Source organism: Streptomyces sp. NPDC058665, from assembly GCF_042714995.1.
Classification (GTDB): Bacteria; Actinomycetota; Actinomycetes; order Streptomycetales; family Streptomycetaceae; genus Streptomyces.
Genome location: NZ_JBHXRX010000006.1, coordinates 133089 through 148125 on the forward strand (window position 1 = coordinate 133089; position 15037 = coordinate 148125).

At 70.1% G+C, this 15037-nt stretch carries 16 protein-coding genes; 5 read left to right on the top strand and 11 right to left on the bottom strand.

The genetic code is table 11. The features are described 5' to 3' along the window. Positions 1-14: 14 nt before the first annotated feature. The 8 genes from ACFWV8_RS05690 to ACFWV8_RS05725 all read right to left on the bottom strand — a co-directional run bounded on the left by ACFWV8_RS05690 (position 15) and on the right by ACFWV8_RS05725 (position 8240). Complete coding sequence (locus ACFWV8_RS05690) at positions 15-1844, bottom strand: type IV secretory system conjugative DNA transfer family protein (RefSeq protein ID WP_384198271.1); 1830 nt, start codon at positions 1842-1844, stop codon at positions 15-17. Further along, a complete protein-coding gene (locus tag ACFWV8_RS05695; protein ID WP_384198383.1) occupies positions 1841-3280 on the bottom strand; it encodes an ATP/GTP-binding protein in 1440 nt (479 codons plus the stop codon). Before ACFWV8_RS05695 ends, ACFWV8_RS05690 begins: the two co-directional genes overlap by 4 nt. 137 nt (positions 3281-3417) lie before the next feature. Beyond that, the gene (locus ACFWV8_RS05700; RefSeq protein WP_384198273.1) at positions 3418-4914 is read right to left on the bottom strand and encodes an SCO6880 family protein; all 1497 of its coding nucleotides are present in this window, start codon (positions 4912-4914) and stop codon (positions 3418-3420) included. 59 nt (positions 4915-4973) lie between these two features. Further along, positions 4974-6266 (bottom strand): hypothetical protein, encoded by a 1293-nt coding sequence (locus tag ACFWV8_RS05705; protein WP_384198275.1) that lies wholly within the window; start codon positions 6264-6266, stop codon positions 4974-4976. Between the two features lies 1 nt (position 6267). Beyond that, positions 6268-7053, bottom strand: a complete 786-nt coding sequence (locus ACFWV8_RS05710; RefSeq protein ID WP_384198277.1) for a hypothetical protein — start codon at positions 7051-7053, stop codon at positions 6268-6270. Positions 7054-7075: 22 nt separating this feature from the next. Continuing rightward, positions 7076-7381, bottom strand: coding sequence for a hypothetical protein (locus ACFWV8_RS05715; protein WP_384198278.1), 306 nt, complete (start codon positions 7379-7381; stop codon positions 7076-7078). Between the two features lie 56 nt (positions 7382-7437). Beyond that, positions 7438-7746 (bottom strand): hypothetical protein, encoded by a 309-nt coding sequence (locus ACFWV8_RS05720; RefSeq protein WP_384198280.1) that lies wholly within the window; start codon positions 7744-7746, stop codon positions 7438-7440. Continuing rightward, positions 7743-8240: a DUF6668 family protein gene (locus ACFWV8_RS05725; protein ID WP_384198282.1), complete on the bottom strand. Its 498-nt coding sequence runs from the start codon at positions 8238-8240 to the stop codon at positions 7743-7745. Before ACFWV8_RS05725 ends, ACFWV8_RS05720 begins: the two co-directional genes overlap by 4 nt. Before the next feature lie 290 nt (positions 8241-8530). Between ACFWV8_RS05725 and ACFWV8_RS05730 the strand changes: the two genes are divergently transcribed. The 3 genes from ACFWV8_RS05730 (at position 8531) to ACFWV8_RS05740 (ending at position 11142) form a co-directional block, all read left to right on the top strand. Then, positions 8531-9346 (top strand): transglycosylase SLT domain-containing protein, encoded by an 816-nt coding sequence (locus ACFWV8_RS05730; protein WP_384198284.1) that lies wholly within the window; start codon positions 8531-8533, stop codon positions 9344-9346. 24 nt (positions 9347-9370) lie between these two features. Next, on the top strand, positions 9371-10327 hold the full coding sequence (locus ACFWV8_RS05735) for a hypothetical protein (RefSeq protein ID WP_384198286.1): 957 nt from the start codon (positions 9371-9373) through the stop codon (positions 10325-10327). Positions 10328-10557: 230 nt separating this feature from the next. Beyond that, the gene (locus ACFWV8_RS05740; protein WP_384198287.1) at positions 10558-11142 is read left to right on the top strand and encodes a sigma-70 family RNA polymerase sigma factor; all 585 of its coding nucleotides are present in this window, start codon (positions 10558-10560) and stop codon (positions 11140-11142) included. A gap of 46 nt (positions 11143-11188) precedes the next feature. Here ACFWV8_RS05740 and ACFWV8_RS05745 read toward each other — a convergent pair whose 3' ends face one another. From ACFWV8_RS05745 to ACFWV8_RS05755, 3 genes are read right to left on the bottom strand one after another with little or no spacing between them, the layout of a single operon-like run. Then, positions 11189-12121, bottom strand: coding sequence for a hypothetical protein (locus ACFWV8_RS05745; protein WP_384198288.1), 933 nt, complete (start codon positions 12119-12121; stop codon positions 11189-11191). Between the two features lie 55 nt (positions 12122-12176). Then, complete coding sequence (locus ACFWV8_RS05750) at positions 12177-12866, bottom strand: hypothetical protein (RefSeq protein ID WP_384198290.1); 690 nt, start codon at positions 12864-12866, stop codon at positions 12177-12179. After that, entirely contained in the window at positions 12863-13915 is a 1053-nt protein-coding gene (locus ACFWV8_RS05755) for an NlpC/P60 family protein (protein ID WP_384198292.1), read from the bottom strand. The genes ACFWV8_RS05750 and ACFWV8_RS05755 overlap by 4 nt, the downstream gene beginning before the upstream one ends. 316 nt (positions 13916-14231) lie before the next feature. On the opposite strand from ACFWV8_RS05755, the gene ACFWV8_RS05760 reads away from it, so the two are divergent. After that, the gene (locus ACFWV8_RS05760; protein ID WP_384198294.1) at positions 14232-14675 is read left to right on the top strand and encodes a DUF6668 family protein; all 444 of its coding nucleotides are present in this window, start codon (positions 14232-14234) and stop codon (positions 14673-14675) included. Positions 14676-14687: 12 nt separating this feature from the next. Then, positions 14688-15008: a hypothetical protein gene (locus ACFWV8_RS05765; protein ID WP_384198295.1), complete on the top strand. Its 321-nt coding sequence runs from the start codon at positions 14688-14690 to the stop codon at positions 15006-15008. Positions 15009-15037 lie beyond the last annotated feature (29 nt).

The following is a 15037-nucleotide window of genomic DNA, read 5'->3' on the forward strand; positions in this document are numbered from 1 at the left end:
TTCTAAAACACGCCCTAGGGGTACTGCTTGTCCAGGGACACCGCGTCCCTCTCCCACCTGTTCATGGAGCCGGCGGGAGCATGGGTGCCGCCGCCGGACCAGGAGCGGGCTGCCCGCTCGGTGATGGCCGCCGTCTCGGCCTTCGCCGCCGCCGAGATGGCACCGGCGTTGGGCTCCTTGTACCAGGGGCGCAGCCGGATCAGGGCCGGCCGTACACCGGTGGCCAGCAACAGGGCGGTGCCCTTGGGCAGCGCGCGTATCCGGTCCGCGGGCAGCACCGGGTCCAGCCGGTAGGAGTACGAGTGGGAGCCGCCGTCCTTGCTCTTGGAGTAGGACGCGGTGCGTACGTCGTGGTTGCCGACGAGCTTGGAGATCTTCTCCACGAAGTCGGCGTCGTCCAGGCCGGCGCCGAGCAGCTTGATGGTGGCCGCGCTCCACAGGGCGTCCATGCCCGCCTCGCCCCACACGCGGCTTCCCTGCCGGTAACTCTGAAGCAGGGTCACGACGTTGATGCCGCGTGAGCCGAAGTGGCTGTAGAGGTCTGGCAGGTCGGAGATCCGACAGACGTTGGCCGCCTCGTCGAGGACCGCGGTCATCGGAGGGTCGAGCCGGCCACCCATGCGCTCGGCGGCCACCACGCCCGCCCGCATCGTCGCGTCGGCGAGCCCCGCGATCACTCCCGCCGCTGAGCCACCGCCGTCCTTCGACAGCAGATAGAGGGTGTCGGTGGCCAGGACGTGCTCGTGCGGCTTGAACTGCGGCAGTGCGGGATCGGGCGTCACCCAGGCCACGATCTCCGGGTCGAGCAGGCAGGCCACGCACTGCCGGGCGGTCTCGTAGATGCCGTCGCGGGTCTCCACCGCGCCCCGGACCGTGCCCTGCAACTGCTCGGCCATGGCGATCATGTCGACGTCCCGCAGCAGGTCGATCGGCGTGCGGTCGGCGGGGTCGGCGAGCCATGCCAGCAGGTCGAGCACGGATGCCTTGCCGCGCGCGGCGGCGAGGAACAGGGAGGTGAGGGTGTTCTGGGCCGCGGAGATCCAGAAGTCCTTCTTCGACTGGTCGTCGTTGACGGAGGCGACGAAGTGCCCGGCCAGCCGGCGGGCGCCCTCGATGGTGTGGCAGTCGGCGAGGATGTCCCACCACATCTCGCGCGGGGTGTGGGCGATCCCCTGCGGGTCGAACGTCCATACCCGGCCCGCCTCTTCGCGTGCGGCGCGGGTGACGGAGTAGACGTCGGACTTGTTGGAAGTCAGCAGTACCGCCCCCTGGGCGCGCAGCACCCGTGGGACGGCGATGCCGGTGGACTTGCCGGCACGCGGGGCCATCAGGTCCAGCTCCACGTCCTCGTAGGACGAGCGCAGTTCGGGGCCGCTGGGATCGAGGTCGCCGAGGAGGTTGCCCGTCTCGTCGGGGTGCAGGTGCCGGCGGCCCTTGAGCGAGGGGCGCAGGTCGCGGGCGCGTTCCGCGATGCCGGCCGGGGCCAGGGCGGCCAGTTCCCGGCCCCCTGCCAGCCCCTTGGGCCGGGCGGCGCGCCGCAGCACCCACCGTACGACCAGCACACCGGCGGCGACGGCCGAGCCGAAGACCAGGACGACGCCGGCGATCACACCGCCCGGCGAGGCGTCCGGCCAGAGTGCCGACGGCCCGTCGGTGAAGAGGGTGGCGAACGTCGCCAGGGCGAACGGCGGAGGATGCCAGCCGGCGCCGGTCAGCGCGGCACCCAGCGTGCCGCCGAGCCACACGCCCCCGAACACCACCAGGCTCACGGCCGCCACCACGACGATCGCCCAGGGTGCCAGCTCACCGCCGTGGCTCCTGGCCTTGGCCGCAGTCGCGCTCACGCGGTCCAATTCCTTTCTGTCTCCGACAACTTGGAGAGGTCCGGAACATGCGCGGACGCCTGCTCGATGACGGGATCGTTCGACGCCCAGCGCTTGTTGGTGTCGTGCAGGCGCCGTTCGGTGTCGGTGATCGCGACCTGGATCGGGATGCCGGGCCGGCCGCCGACCTTGATCAAGAAACGGCCGCGGCCCGGCGGCTCCTCGCGGTCCCCGTGGGCGGCCCAGCCCGGGGGCGAGGACCAGGAGGAGACCAGATCGATCTCCCGCCGGGACAGGCCGACGATCTGGCCCAGCTCCTCCATCTCCTGGCGCGGCAGCCCCGCGCACACCACCATGCCGGCGCGTTCGACGAAACCCCGTGCCTTGACCCGGTCGGAGTCGGTGCCCAGCGCCTCGGCGTCCTTGAGCGTGTGGGTGATCTTGGCGTCGCCCAGGCCGAGGCTTCGGTTGAGCCGGGTCAGGGCGTCGATACGGTCCACGATGCCCGAGGCCGCGCGCAGCGGTCGCCACAACTCGTCGAGCACTGTGAAGAACCAGCGCCGGGGCCGCAGTCCGGCGTCCGCCAGGGCGTGCGAGGCGGCCACGGTGCCCAGGCCGTCGGACCAGGCGGCCAGCATCGCCGCCGCGGTGAGCTGGGTGTCCGCCTCGCCGATCCGGGAGATGTCCACGCACACCGCCGGTGAGTCCAGGTCGATGCGGGTGGACGTCTCCGAGGCGAACGTGTCGCCCAGCGGTCCGTCGAGGATGCCCAGCAGCGAGCGGTGCAGGGGGTCCACGGCGTCGCGGTAGCGGGTCTCGTCCCCGCGGTCCAGGGTCACCGCCCGTACCCGGTCCGGCCCTTCGGTGATGATCCGGAGCAGATCGGGCAGCAGCGGCTGGCGGCCGGGCGGTGTGTGCTCGCGCAGATGGTGCAGCGCCGCCGACAGCACCGACTGCTCGTGGTCGTCGACGGGACGGTCGCGCACGATGGTGACGAGCGCGGCGACCATGTTGAGCACCCGGCCGTGGGTCTCGGCCATCAGCACCCGGCCGGCCTCGCCGCCGATGCGCCGGGCGGCGGCGCCCATGGCCCCGGGGTCCAGGACGTTGATGCCGCCCACTCCGCGCCCGATGGAGATGACCTGTCCGCCCAGGGCGCGCACGGTGTCGGCGTAGTCGGGCTTGAGGTCGCCCAGCACCAGCGGCACCACACCGGTGGCGGCCAGCCCGATGAGCATCCGGTTGACCAGGGTGGACTTGCCCAGGCCCGGCATACCGAGCATGAACAGTGAGGGGTTGGAGATGTACTGGGCGCGGGTGAACCAGGACAGCGGGTCACCGCAGACGGTGGCTCCGGTGAACAGGTGCTGGCCGAGCGGGACGCCGCTCATCGGCGCGCCGGAGCCCGCCGCGAACGGCCACAGGCCGCATGCCTGCACGGTCGTCGCCCGCCACATGGTCGGCGGGTCCACGTTGGCCACCTGGCCGCCGCCGGGGCCGGGCCAGCCGCGCGGCGGTACCAGCGGGGTCCTGGGGCGCGGGGGAGACTTCTTGCTCTTGGTCGTGCTCTTGGTCCGGGGCGTGTTTCTGCTGCTCACAAGGCCTCCTTCAATTCGCGCGGGACCAGGGTGTACTCCCACGGCAGGATCCCGACCGGCAGCGTGCAGCTGAACGCCGCCGCCTGCATCCGGTCGGCCGGACGCATCATCAGGCGCGCTCCGGCCAGTTGGTTGCGCACCGACGTGTTCGCGTCGTCGAGATCCTCGACGCTGTCGACCGTCACCGTGGCCATCAGCGAGAACTCCACCAGACCGGCGCCGCTGGCCTCCTCCACCGCCGTCTGCTCGGTGGCCTGCACCTCGTTGGCGGCACGCGCCTGCACCATGCCGCGCTTCGAGGTCGCCATGAACTGCGCCGCCCGCCGGTCGGCCTCGACGATGCGCGCCGAGGTCGCCGGGTCGATGGGGCGGTAGAGCAGGGCCACGCGCTTGCGGCGGGTGCCCGGAGTGGCCTCCAGCAGTCCCTGAAGCACTTGGGCACGCACCGTGCCACGTGGTGCGATGGTGAGCAGCCAGGTCCGGGACACTCCTGAGTCGTGCTGATACGAGTTGGCCGTTTCCACGGTCGCCGTGGGACCGGCGTCCTCCCACTCCAGACCGGTTCCGCCGTACTGCGCGCGGGCGTCGAGGACGTCCCCGGCCACGGCCGGGTCGTAGGCCACCCGTACGACTTCCGCGACGCGCTCGGCCGACAGCGGGGCCGCGGGGCCGCCGCCCGCGGCCATCAGTCCCGACAGCAGGCCGGGAATGCGGACGGCGAGATCGGTGATGACGTCGTCGCTCTTGCGTTTCTGGCCGGTGAGATTTCCGTAGGTCAGCGTGATGTAGGTGTGCATCTCGGAGGACGCGGTCGGATACCGCTGCACCACTTCCTCCATCACGGCCCGTGCCGCCTCCGGGGCGTCGGGACGAATGCGGGGCAGAAGTTCGTTGGCCAGCCTGTTTCCCGTGTCCGGGGCGGTCTCGACCACCACCGCCGCCCCGCGCAGGCCCGGCTCGGCGGAGAGCCGGGCCAGCCAGTGGCCCCATGACGCCACCCAGGTGTCCACCTGGTCTGCGTCGACCAGGGAACCGCCGTCGGGTTCACACTCAAGCACGATGGTGTAGAGATTCCGGCTGCGGTGGTGCACCACACCGAACGGCTGGTCATAGGCGTCCCTGCCCTCCTTGAGCGTGACCCGGCTCAGCAGTCCCGGCGGACGGAACCGGCCACCCGGCCGCGGGGACAGCGGACCGGAGACATAGGTGGTCGATCCCTTGGCCTTGCGACGGAACCAACTGACGCGCAGGGCGAAGAGCTGATAGACGTTGCGCCCGTCCTGCGTGCGCGCGGCCAGCGGCAGCAGCAGAAAGACCTGCATGACGACCAGGACCAGAGTGACCTGCAACGAGATCAGCGACGCGATGAGGTCGATGATGATCCCGCCGAACACTCCGATGGTGCCGACGAGGCCGAGCGGCCCCAGGCCGGGCCGTCTGGGCCTGCGCCAGTTCCCGTACGTGGGATGGATGACAGGAGCTTCGGTGGACATGGGAAATACCTGCTTCGCTTACGGTGAGTGGATCGCGGGACCGTCCTGGAACGACGTGCTCACTCGCGGGGAGCATTGCCCGTAGGTTTGTCGGCGGGCGGCAGTTGACCGTTCCGGCCTTGCGGGGGTTCGCTTCCGCTGCCCGGCGGTGGGCTGTCATTGCCTCCGCCTCCGCCGCCCGAGGGGCTGCTACTGCCCGACGACGAACTTCGTTCGCTTCCTCCGCTGCCCGACGGTGAGCTGTCCGTGCCTCCGCCCGCGCCGCCCGAGGATTCGTCTCCGCCTCCGCTGCCCGACGGTGAGCTGTCTTTGGCTCCGCCGGCCGAGGATTCGCCTCCGCCGCCTCCGCCGCCTCCGCCGCCCCCGCCCGACGGCGAACTGTCTTTCCTTCCGCCCCCGCCGCCCAAAGAGCTGGCTCCCGAGGGCTTGAGCGCCCCGGCGCCACCACCAGCGAGAGAGGCGGCCCCTGCGCCGATCGACTTCGCGCCGGTGGCGATGCCACTGGCGATGCCGCCGGCCATTTTGTCGGCCCCGTCGCTCCCGAGGGACTCCATCGCCGGAACGATCACTCTCATCAGCGCGGGCAGAGCGATCGCCGAAAGCAGAAGCACTCCCATTCCCGCGACTTGGACATTGACTTCGGAAGCGCCTTCGCCCGGGACCGAGGTGGCTTGTGAATTCACCATGACGGACCCCGAGAAGAACACGAGGCTGACCATGGGCTTGTACAGCAGCCAGGCGATCAGCCACCCCATGTGCTTCTTCCACCAGGTGCCGCCCCACTCGGTCATGGAGGCGGCGGCGGCCAGGGGGAGCGTGCCCATCAGGATGATCATCACGCCGAGCCGGATCCACATCAGAAGCGCGTGGATGATGCCGGCGACGATGAGGAGGCAGCCGAGGATCAGCAGCAACATGGCCGGGATGCTCTCACTGCAGTCGATGCCGTCCATCAGGTTCTCAAGGGCGCCCGTGAACAGATGGGCGGAGTATCTGTCCATGAGGGCGGTGAACGTGATGAGCACGCTGCTCGCGAGCGTGTTGACCAGGGTGATCCGCAGGACGCCCTTCAGCGCGGTCTCGCCGCTGTCGGCCTTCCTGTCCAGGGCCATTTTGACCGCCGCGAAGAGGATCGAGCCGACTGCCAGATACATGACGATCCACTGCGTCTGACGGTTGATCACACCCGACGATTCCTCGTCGTACGAACCGATGCTTCCCACGGCTTCGAAGATGCTGAAGGCGCCGCGCATCGCGATCTTGGCAACCATCCTCATCATCTCGGCGATCGGATCGCCGAAGATCAATTTGCCGATGTCGATGCCGGCGTCGCAGTCTGCGGCCAAGTACATGTCATTTTCCCCACGCGGAGAAGCCGCTGGGCTTCGCCTGCCGTACTCGTGTGTAGAGCGACCCGTCGTCCAGAGGGGCCACCTTCCAGTCGCCGTCCCGCCAGCGCAGGGACACCGATGTGCTCAGGTAGCCGCCTACGGGATTGGTGAGGAGCAGCCGTACGGTGGCGGATTCACCCGAGTAGGACGCCAGTGAGAAGCCCACGAACCGCCCACTGAGGTTCGCTTCGGGATCCGCCGTCCCGGCCTCGGCCTTGGCGGTGAGGAATCTGTCGCGCGGCCTCCCGGGCACGAGCTGCTGCTCCGCGGCGGCGCGCCACGCGGTGCCGCTCAACTGGACGGGAACGACGTGCGCCGCCAGTACCGCGCCCGTGGGCGTGTGGGCGAAACACCACCACACGGAGCTGTCGGTGTGCAGCGGACCGGCCGACGCCGACGTGGGAACCATGACGGTGACGAGCTTCTGCCACCGCAGATCCCTCGGTGTGGTGGTCGGCCGCGAGGTGCCCCGGTCGTCGGTACGGCAGTTCTCCGGACGTCCTTGCGGACCGCCCCGGACCTGTTGCGGATCGCCGGGGGACAGCGGGCCGCTCAGTCCGGACAGCAACTTCCGGCTGTCGGCCACGATCTCCGTTTCCTTGGCGGTGACGCCGTTGGTGGCCCCGGTCGAGAGGGCCGCCAACGACATGACCACGAGAAAGCCGAGGAACCCGGCCGCGGTGATCCAGCCGCGTTGCTTGTAGAAGGGCCCGTCGACGGGCTTCCGTTTCCGTAGCGAGCGCAACATGTTGATGTTCTCTCCAGCGGGATTACGCCGCGAAGAAGAAGGTGACGACGGGGCCCGCGGTGGAGACGAGGACGCAGCCTCCCAGCACCATGCCCAGGCGGCTCATGTGCTCGGAACCCTCTCCGCGCTTCACGGACGCGGCCATCATGACTCCGGTGATGATGATTCCCGCCACACCGGCGGCGGTGCCTGCCCAAGCAGCGATCCCCAGAACGGTGTCGACGGCATTGGCCAGTTCTTGAGGAGCGTTCCGCTCCGGGTTGGGAACCTTGTCGGTGGCCAGATAGTCCCAGCCCTTGGCGGAGAGCGCGCGCAATGTGTCCTTCATCAGGGTCTCCGTTTTCATAACAAGTCGAAGTCGAATATTCACGTGTTCACGTGCGGTCAGCGCAGGAGATAAGGCCAGATCACGTAGTTGACGAGGGGCCCTGCGGCGACGCCGAGGACGCAGGAACCCAGGATGATGACGACCCCTCGGAAGTAGGTCGCCCCTTCGCCCATCTCTCCGGCCCGCAGGCGCATGGCCATCTGAATGCCGATGAAGATCACGCCCGCCACGGCGGCGGCCGTCACGAGCCAGGCGAGATTGCCCAGCAGCTCACCCGCCTCGGGGTCCGGATCGAAGTCTCCGTTGGGCCCGTACTCGGCTTCCCCGGGCGAGTACCAGGGGCGGGGGACCTCCGCGGGGTTCACCGGGGTCCCGCCGTACGTCCGGTCGTGCCGGAGGTGAGTTCCGCCAGCGCACGTACCTCTTTCGGCAGCGGATCCACCTCCTCGCCGAGGCGCCACGCCGGAACCCAGGGAACGCGGTGGACCTCGGCCGCCGAACGCAGTACGCGTACACGTCGGCCGAGTTGGCGCGGCAGGCGACCCGGCGCGTCGGCGACGAGCACGAGGGCGATGAGGTGCACCCCGTCGGGGTGTTCTCCGGTGCGCAGTGCGTTCAGCGCCTGGGACGCCGCCCGCATGCCACCGGCATGGGTGCGGGCCACCAACAACACTCCGCCTGGTTCGCCCCGGGCCGGTTCGGGCCACCGAAGGCGCAGGTCCGCCCCGCCCAGCACCCGCGCGAGCGTGCTCGCCCCGCCACCGCCGTGCGCGTTGACCCAGGCGACCGGCTGCCCCCGGTGCGGCGAGGGCGCGCGTGGGGCGGGCGCGGGTGCGTCGGGGCGCGTGGTCCTCGCCACTGAGCGCGGTGACACGGCTGTCGGCGGGGTGTCCTGCTGGGTTGCCGGCCCACGAACCCACATCTGTGGGCCGGCGAATGCCGACGGTGGAAGATCCATGAGCGTTCGCCCTCCTCTCGGTTCCGAACTACGGCGGCGGATCCCGCATTGAACTGATCGGCCGCTTCGTCCGTTGCGCCGGTGCGGGCCCGCGGTGATCCGTCGGGCAGCCACTACGGGAAAACCCATGACCTGGTTCAGCGCTGTTCGAAACCACGTCGTGGACCCGATCACGAGAGGAGCGACCGGACATGGGCGCGGACAGCAGCGGGCAAGCCACCAAAGGTACGAACGCCGTGCTCGTGGCCGTCGGCGCGGGTACGGCTCTCAGTGGATGCATGCTTTTCCCGCTGATCATCCTGATCATCCTGGTCGGGGCGATCGTGATCTTCGTCATCTATGTCTTCTTCTTCCCTCTGGTCATCATTTGCGAAATCTTCGGCTGTGGGGGAGGCGACGGCAGCGCGACAGGGGACAGCGACCAGGTCGCCGAGGCGTTCGGCGGCGACGGGCGGAGCGAGTTGTACGAAGCGAGCGTGCCCGCGGAGTTCCGTGAGCACATCAAGAAGGCCGGGGCCGAATGCACACAGATCGGCCCGATCGTCATCGCCTCGCAGATCCAGCGGGAGTCCATGTTCAACGAGAAACTCGTCGGGCCCGACGGGGCCGAGGGGATCTCCCAGTTGCCCCCGGACAAGTTCGACGAGTTCGGCGAGGACGAGGACGACAACGACGAGACCTCGGCCCTGGACGCGGCGGACTCGATCATGGCGCAGGGCAAATACCTGTGCTCACTGGCCGAGGACATCGACGAACTCGCCGCCAACAACGAAGTCAAGGGCGATCGCCTCGACTTGACCCTGGCGGCGTACCACGTGGGCCTGGACGCGGTCAGACAGGCGAAGGGGGTACCGGACCACTCCGGCGCGCAGAGCTACGTCTACGGCGTCAGAAGCTCGTTCGCCGTGTACTCGGGTGCCGTCAAGGTTCCCGAAGGATCCGCGTACCCCACCATCAGCCCACTGCCGCTCGACAGCATCAACCCGTCGCCCACCGGTGGGCAGTGACCAGGACAGCGAAGGAATCATCGGGTGCTAAGGAAACACATCGGGCAGGGCCGCGACGGCCAGGAGGACGCGGACCGGGGGGCGTTGCTCTCCGTGGAGGTGTCCATCGATCGCGACGGCCGTGTGACGGTCGACGGCGTGCCCTTCCCGCTGCCGGACGGCGAACCGGTCAACGTGGCCGTGCTCGACACGATGCAGCGACGGTCGCGGGCCGGGGGCGGCCCCGTCGAGGCGATGATCGTCGACCGGCAGGCGGGGTACGCCACCCGTGTCGAGGTCACCGCCGACGGGTCGAGCCGGATCGTGCGGCACGAGCGATACCGGGAGTTGACCGAGACGGACCCGCTCGCGGAGGGGCCGGGGCCGGCGGATTCCGGGCCGGCCGAACAGCGACCGGACGGACAGCGACCGGACGAACCGCCTTCCGCCGGGCTGTCGTTGGTGCCCGGCCCCTCGCCCGACGCACCGCCCGGCGAAGGCACACCATCCACCGACGTGGGTGCACCCGTGCTTGTCCCGGACGAACTCGCCGGACTCGTCGCGAGTATCGGTCATGCCATCGACGCCGGAGCGCGGGATCGGGCGGCGGCGCTCGCCTTCCGGCTGCGGGAGCACACCGCGCGCACCTTCGGCGCCGAGCACCCGTACACGCTGGAGGCGCAGGCCCTGGAGGCGTACGCGGCGTACAAGGGCGGCAACCACGCCGCCGCGACGCTCACCTGCCTCGAACTCGCCAAGATCCGGCATCAGCAGGGCGACCCGCGCGCCCATGAGGATCTGCTGCGGGCAGTCGCCGTGTGGCGGCTGATCGACGACCTGTCGTCCGCCCTCGAACACGGCCGGACCCTGCTCGCCGCGTGGTCCCGGCTCGCGGAGGGAGGCTGTGTGGCCGTGGGGGACGTCGAGTTGGCGAGGGGCATGGATCGCCGTATACGCGCTCTCGCCACCGAGGCCGCCGTGTCAGAGACCGGCGTGGCCTGAAGGGGAACGCGCAGGTCGACACGGGGGGAGCGCCCAGGGAGAGGCGCGCCCCCGTGCGGTATTCGGCCCTCCGGTTACTGCTGAGTTTGGCTGAATCGGACGTTTAAACGTCAAACGAACGTCAACGCGACGTGGAGCCCCACGCGTAACACTCCCCCCGAATCGAGGCCGCCGGGCGCGGTCTTGAGACCTGGCCTTCCCCCGAGGCCGTGCAGTGAGGGAGTAAGAACGTGAGCGGCACAGTGATGGGCTCCTTGGGAGCGGTGAGCGCCGGAGAACGCGCGATGCGCACACTCCACGACGAACAGGCGGGCGCGCTCTACGCCTACGTGGTACGGCTGTTGAACGGTGACCGGTACAAGGCCGAGGACGTGGTGCAGGAGACCCTGCTGCGCTGCTGGCGGACACAGGACCTGACTGACGGCCGGCAGTTGCGGCCGTGGTTGTTCAGAGTCGCCCGCAACCTCGTTGTCGACGAGTTCCGGATGCGCAAGACCCGTCCCCAGGAGGTCAACGGCAACATCTGGCTGGACGACTTGCTGACCAGCTCCGACGACGTGGACTGGCTGCTCTCCTCCCTGTTGCTGAAAGAGGCGTTCAAGAAGCTGTCACTCAACCATCGCGAGGCGCTGTACGAGACGTACTTCTCCGGCAGGTCGATGCGGGAGACGGGCCTGCTGCTCGGTATACCGGCGGGCACCGTCAAGTCGCGTGTGCATCACGCATTACGCGCACTGCGGCTGGCCATGGGGGTTGGCGAAAGCCCCGGCGGCCAGGTCGTCAAGAAGCCCGAGGAGCACCTGTCCGCCGCCTGAGGCGCGCACCCGTCGGCCGGGCCGCGGCCCCCCGTACGGACCGGACTCAGCCCGCCTTCCGGGTGTCGACCGCGGGCCGTTCCCAGGTCGGCGCGGGTCGGGGGGCTCGCGCGGCGGGTGGGTCCGCCACGACTCGCGGGGCGGGTGTGTCCGCCACGGACCGCTCCCGCGCGCCCGGTTCGCCCGCGTCCTGGGCCTTCAGCAGCCACTCCCGGTGTTCCAGGGCCGCGGCGAGCGCTTCGCCGGACCGGCCCGGGATCTGGTTGCGCATACGGATCACGTCGACCCCGGCGGACAGCGCCTGGCCCACGTGCGTCATCCGCATCCACAGCGTCTCGGCGTGGCTCGCCACCGTCTCGGCCTGCTCGGCGTCCCCCCGGTAGTGCCAGCGCTCGGCCACGTCGCGGTACAACTGGACGCCGCCCACCATGTCTCCGGCCAGGGCGGTGGCCCGTGCGTGGACCTCGCGGACACGCAGGGCCTCGGGGTGGGAGACCCCGAGGACCCCGGCCGCCTGCGCGTCGAGCCGGGCGGCGAGCTCGCCCGCCTGGTCGGTACGGCCCGCGTCGAGATGGTCCCGTACCTGGGCCAGGGACTCCGCGTACGTCTCGGCCCTCTTCGGCGCGCCGGGCCGGGGCCCGGAAGCGGCGGGGACGGTCGCCGCTTTCGCTGAGCGCCCGGCCGGGCGCCTCCCCTTGCGTTTCTTCGGAGCCGTGGTGCGCGCGCCGCCGCCCGGCACCTCGCTCACCTCTCCCTCGGGCGAGACGATCAACTGCCATACGGCACCGCCCGGTTCGGTGGCCGTGGCCCGCACCGCCCGTCCGAGCCGGGCGGCGGCGCCGGCCACGACCTCTATGGCGGCGGCGCGCGTGGCGTGCCCGGACAGGGGAATCAGCGGGCCCGATATGAGGATCCGGCCGTCGTCGTGCACGGTGAGGTCGTAGACCGGCCAGGCGGGTACATCCGTGGATTCGCGCATCGTCGACAGAACCTCTCTACCGTGCAGTTGGACATTCAGGGCCTGGGGGACACCTCTAACGGACGGTGACCTCGGCGACCCGCCACGGCTTGTCGGTCGTCGTGCGGGTGAGATGTACGTAGACGGAGGAGACGACGGGATCGCCCGTCCACCCCTCACGCCCCTTCGGGGTGGCGGTGACGGTCCACTGCCGCCATGCCTCGGTGCCGGTGTCCGGGGGCTTCGCGGCGTCCTCGGTCTTCTTCAGCGCGACGGTGGTACGGGCGTGGTGTCCGGCCCACTCCCGCCACTGGGCACCGGGGACCGACCGGGGCCGGTGGGCGCGTACTTGGTCCGCGTACGCCCCGGTCAGCCACCCCGCTTCGGCGGCGCGCAGCTCGGCGTCGCGGGGCCCGCCGTCGGTGGTGGTGTCGTAGGTCCACAGGGCTTTGAGCACACCCCCACCGACCGCGTCGGCATCGGTCCCTTCGACTTCCTGGGGCCGGACCGCGCTTCCGCGGGGCGTGTCTGTGCTCGCAGGCTCCGCGGGCTCCGTGGGCCCTGTGGGCTCCGGGAGCGCGGGTGCGTCCGTGCGAGGGACGGACGGCGTCGGGTACGGGCCGGTGCCGGTCGCCGGAGGGGCCGACGGCTCCGGGAGCGCGCGTTGCCCACCGTCACCACCGGAACCGCACCCGCCGGTGAGTAGACCGATCGCGAGCACCGTCGCCACCGAGACGGTGGTGGCCCATGTACGGGTGTAAGTCATCCGAACCGCCTGGCTGTCTGGGGCTTGCCCGCGTAATAGGGCTCGTTCAGGTTGCTGATCTTGACCACGTCACCGGTCTTCGGCGAGTGGATGAACTGCCCCTGGCCGATGTAGATGCCGATGTGGTCGTAGCTGCCGTTCAGCTGGAACCCGATCACGTCGCCGGGCCGCAGGTCGTCGCGGGACACCGCCTTGCCCGCTGTGACCTGGAGCTGGCTGACACGGGGGAGGAGAAGGCCGCCGCCCGAGGCGTGGTAGACCGCGTTCTGCACGAGGCTGGAGCAGTCGAACCCCACCGTGTTCGCGCCCTGCGCGAATCCGCGCCCGGGGCCCTCCGGACCGCCGCCGCCCCACGAGTAGGGGGTGCCGAGCCATTTCTTGGCGTTGGCCACGACCCGGTCGCCGAACGCGCCGCCGGTCTCGGCCGGTTCGCCGCCGGTGTAGCGCGACATCGAGGCGATGATCCTGGTGACGTAGTTCCCTGTCTCCGGGATCGGCGGCACGCCCCTGGCTTGCTCGACCGCTCCGGGGCCCGCGTTGTAGGCGGCGAGCATCAGACGGGTGAGGTCGCCGCCGATGTCCATCTCCCTGACCGTGTCCGCGAGCCAGCAGTCGTAGCGGGCTTGGGTCATGATCGCGTCTCCCGGGGTGAACGGGTCGGCCACACCGTCCGGTTCGGGACTGCCGTCCTTGCCGGCCGCGTCCACGCCCCAGGTCGCCCAGGTACTGGGGATGAACTGGCTCAGCCCTTCGGCCTGGGCATGGCTCACGGCGGTGGGGTCCCAGCCGGACTCCGCCTCGATCTGCGCGGCCACCAGCGGGGCGCTGACCTCCGGGCAGAGATCGCCGGCACGTTTGATCCACCGCACGTACTCCGGCGGTATGCGTTCGGTCGTGAGCCCGGTGACCACCAGTCCCACCGGTTCGACGTCCTGTTGCCGGCCGGCGGCCCCCAGCACCGAGAGACCGACCAGGGAGCCGACCAGTCCCAGGACGACGCACCCGGTGGCCAGAACGGCCGGCCCGGTCCGGCCGGGACGGCTGCTCATCGGCGGTCTCCCACATGGTGCGCAACTATCCGAAAAGCCATGTGGTCCGACATGGGGGAAACAGTCCTTATCTGTCTTAGGAGCAAGAAAAGTAGTTTCTTGTGAATTGGCAACTCATGTGTATTATCGGCGCGTTGTGTTGACGGCCGAAGGAGATGTCTTGGCAGGGGATGAGCCGGTGGTCAATCCCTGGCTGCGTGCGGATCCTTCGGGGGTCACCAACGGGAAACCGGGGCGAACGGTTCAAGACGCGGACACCGGGTTCTCCGGACCGCGTGCACCTCAGGGCGCCGGAGTCCCCCCACCCGACCGGGGGTTGCCCGTCGCTCATCCGCTTCTGAGCCGCGGGCAGTCCTGGTGGTGGCTCGGCGTACACGGCGGGGCGGGCGTCAGCACTCTGGAAGAGACCGTGCCCGGTGGCCGGGACGCCGGCCGCGCCTGGCCGGTGACCACCGGCTCCCAGGCGGTGGTACTGGTGGCCCGCTCCACCGCGCGCGGCCTCGGCGCGGCGCGGAACGCCGCCCAGCAGTGGGCATCGGGCATGGTCACCGGCATCGACCTGCTGGGTCTGGTCGTTGTCGCCGACGCCCCGGGCCGGCGTCCCAAAGTCCTGCGGGACCGGGTGCTGTTGGTGTCCGGTGCCGTACCGAGGCTGTGGGAGATCCCGTGGGTGGAGCCCTGGCGGCTCGGCGAACCCCGTGTGCCCAAGGAGTGCGCGGCGCTCGCCCGCGACCTGACCCGACTCACCCAACCCGCTTAGAAGGGAACCGAGTTGTCCAGCCTGATGGCGGCCCTCATGGACGCCTCACCGTATGTGGACCATGTCGTCGCCGCATCGCCGGCGCCCTCGGGTGTGCCCGATGTCGGCGGGGGAGAGGCGCCGCCCGGAGCCGCGGACATGCTCAAGGTGCTCAAGTGGGTGGCCTGGAGCGTGACCCTTCTCTGTGTCGCGGGCATCTTCGGCGTCGCCGCCCGGATGGCGGTCGACCACTCCCGGGGAGGGGGCCGTGAGCACGCCAGAGGACTCGGCTTCGTCCTGGGGGCCTGCCTGCTCGTCGGCTCCGCCTCGGGCATCGTCGGCGCGTTCGTCTAGGCCCTGTCCGGACGGGGCCTCCGGGAAGA

Coding starts and splice junctions, on each gene's coding strand:
- ACFWV8_RS05695 (WP_384198383.1), bottom strand. CDS start 3,280: ATGTGGCGGGCGACGACCGTGCAGGCATGCGGCCTGTGGCCGTTCGCG.
- ACFWV8_RS05700 (WP_384198273.1), bottom strand. CDS start 4,914: ATGTCCACCGAAGCTCCTGTCATCCATCCCACGTACGGGAACTGGCGC.
- ACFWV8_RS05705 (WP_384198275.1), bottom strand. CDS start 6,266: ATGTACTTGGCCGCAGACTGCGACGCCGGCATCGACATCGGCAAATTG.
- ACFWV8_RS05710 (WP_384198277.1), bottom strand. CDS start 7,053: ATGTTGCGCTCGCTACGGAAACGGAAGCCCGTCGACGGGCCCTTCTAC.
- ACFWV8_RS05715 (WP_384198278.1), bottom strand. CDS start 7,381: ATGAAGGACACATTGCGCGCGCTCTCCGCCAAGGGCTGGGACTATCTG.
- ACFWV8_RS05730 (WP_384198284.1), top strand. CDS start 8,531: ATGGGCGCGGACAGCAGCGGGCAAGCCACCAAAGGTACGAACGCCGTG.
- ACFWV8_RS05745 (WP_384198288.1), bottom strand. CDS start 12,121: ATGCGCGAATCCACGGATGTACCCGCCTGGCCGGTCTACGACCTCACC.
- ACFWV8_RS05750 (WP_384198290.1), bottom strand. CDS start 12,866: ATGACTTACACCCGTACATGGGCCACCACCGTCTCGGTGGCGACGGTG.
- ACFWV8_RS05755 (WP_384198292.1), bottom strand. CDS start 13,915: ATGAGCAGCCGTCCCGGCCGGACCGGGCCGGCCGTTCTGGCCACCGGG.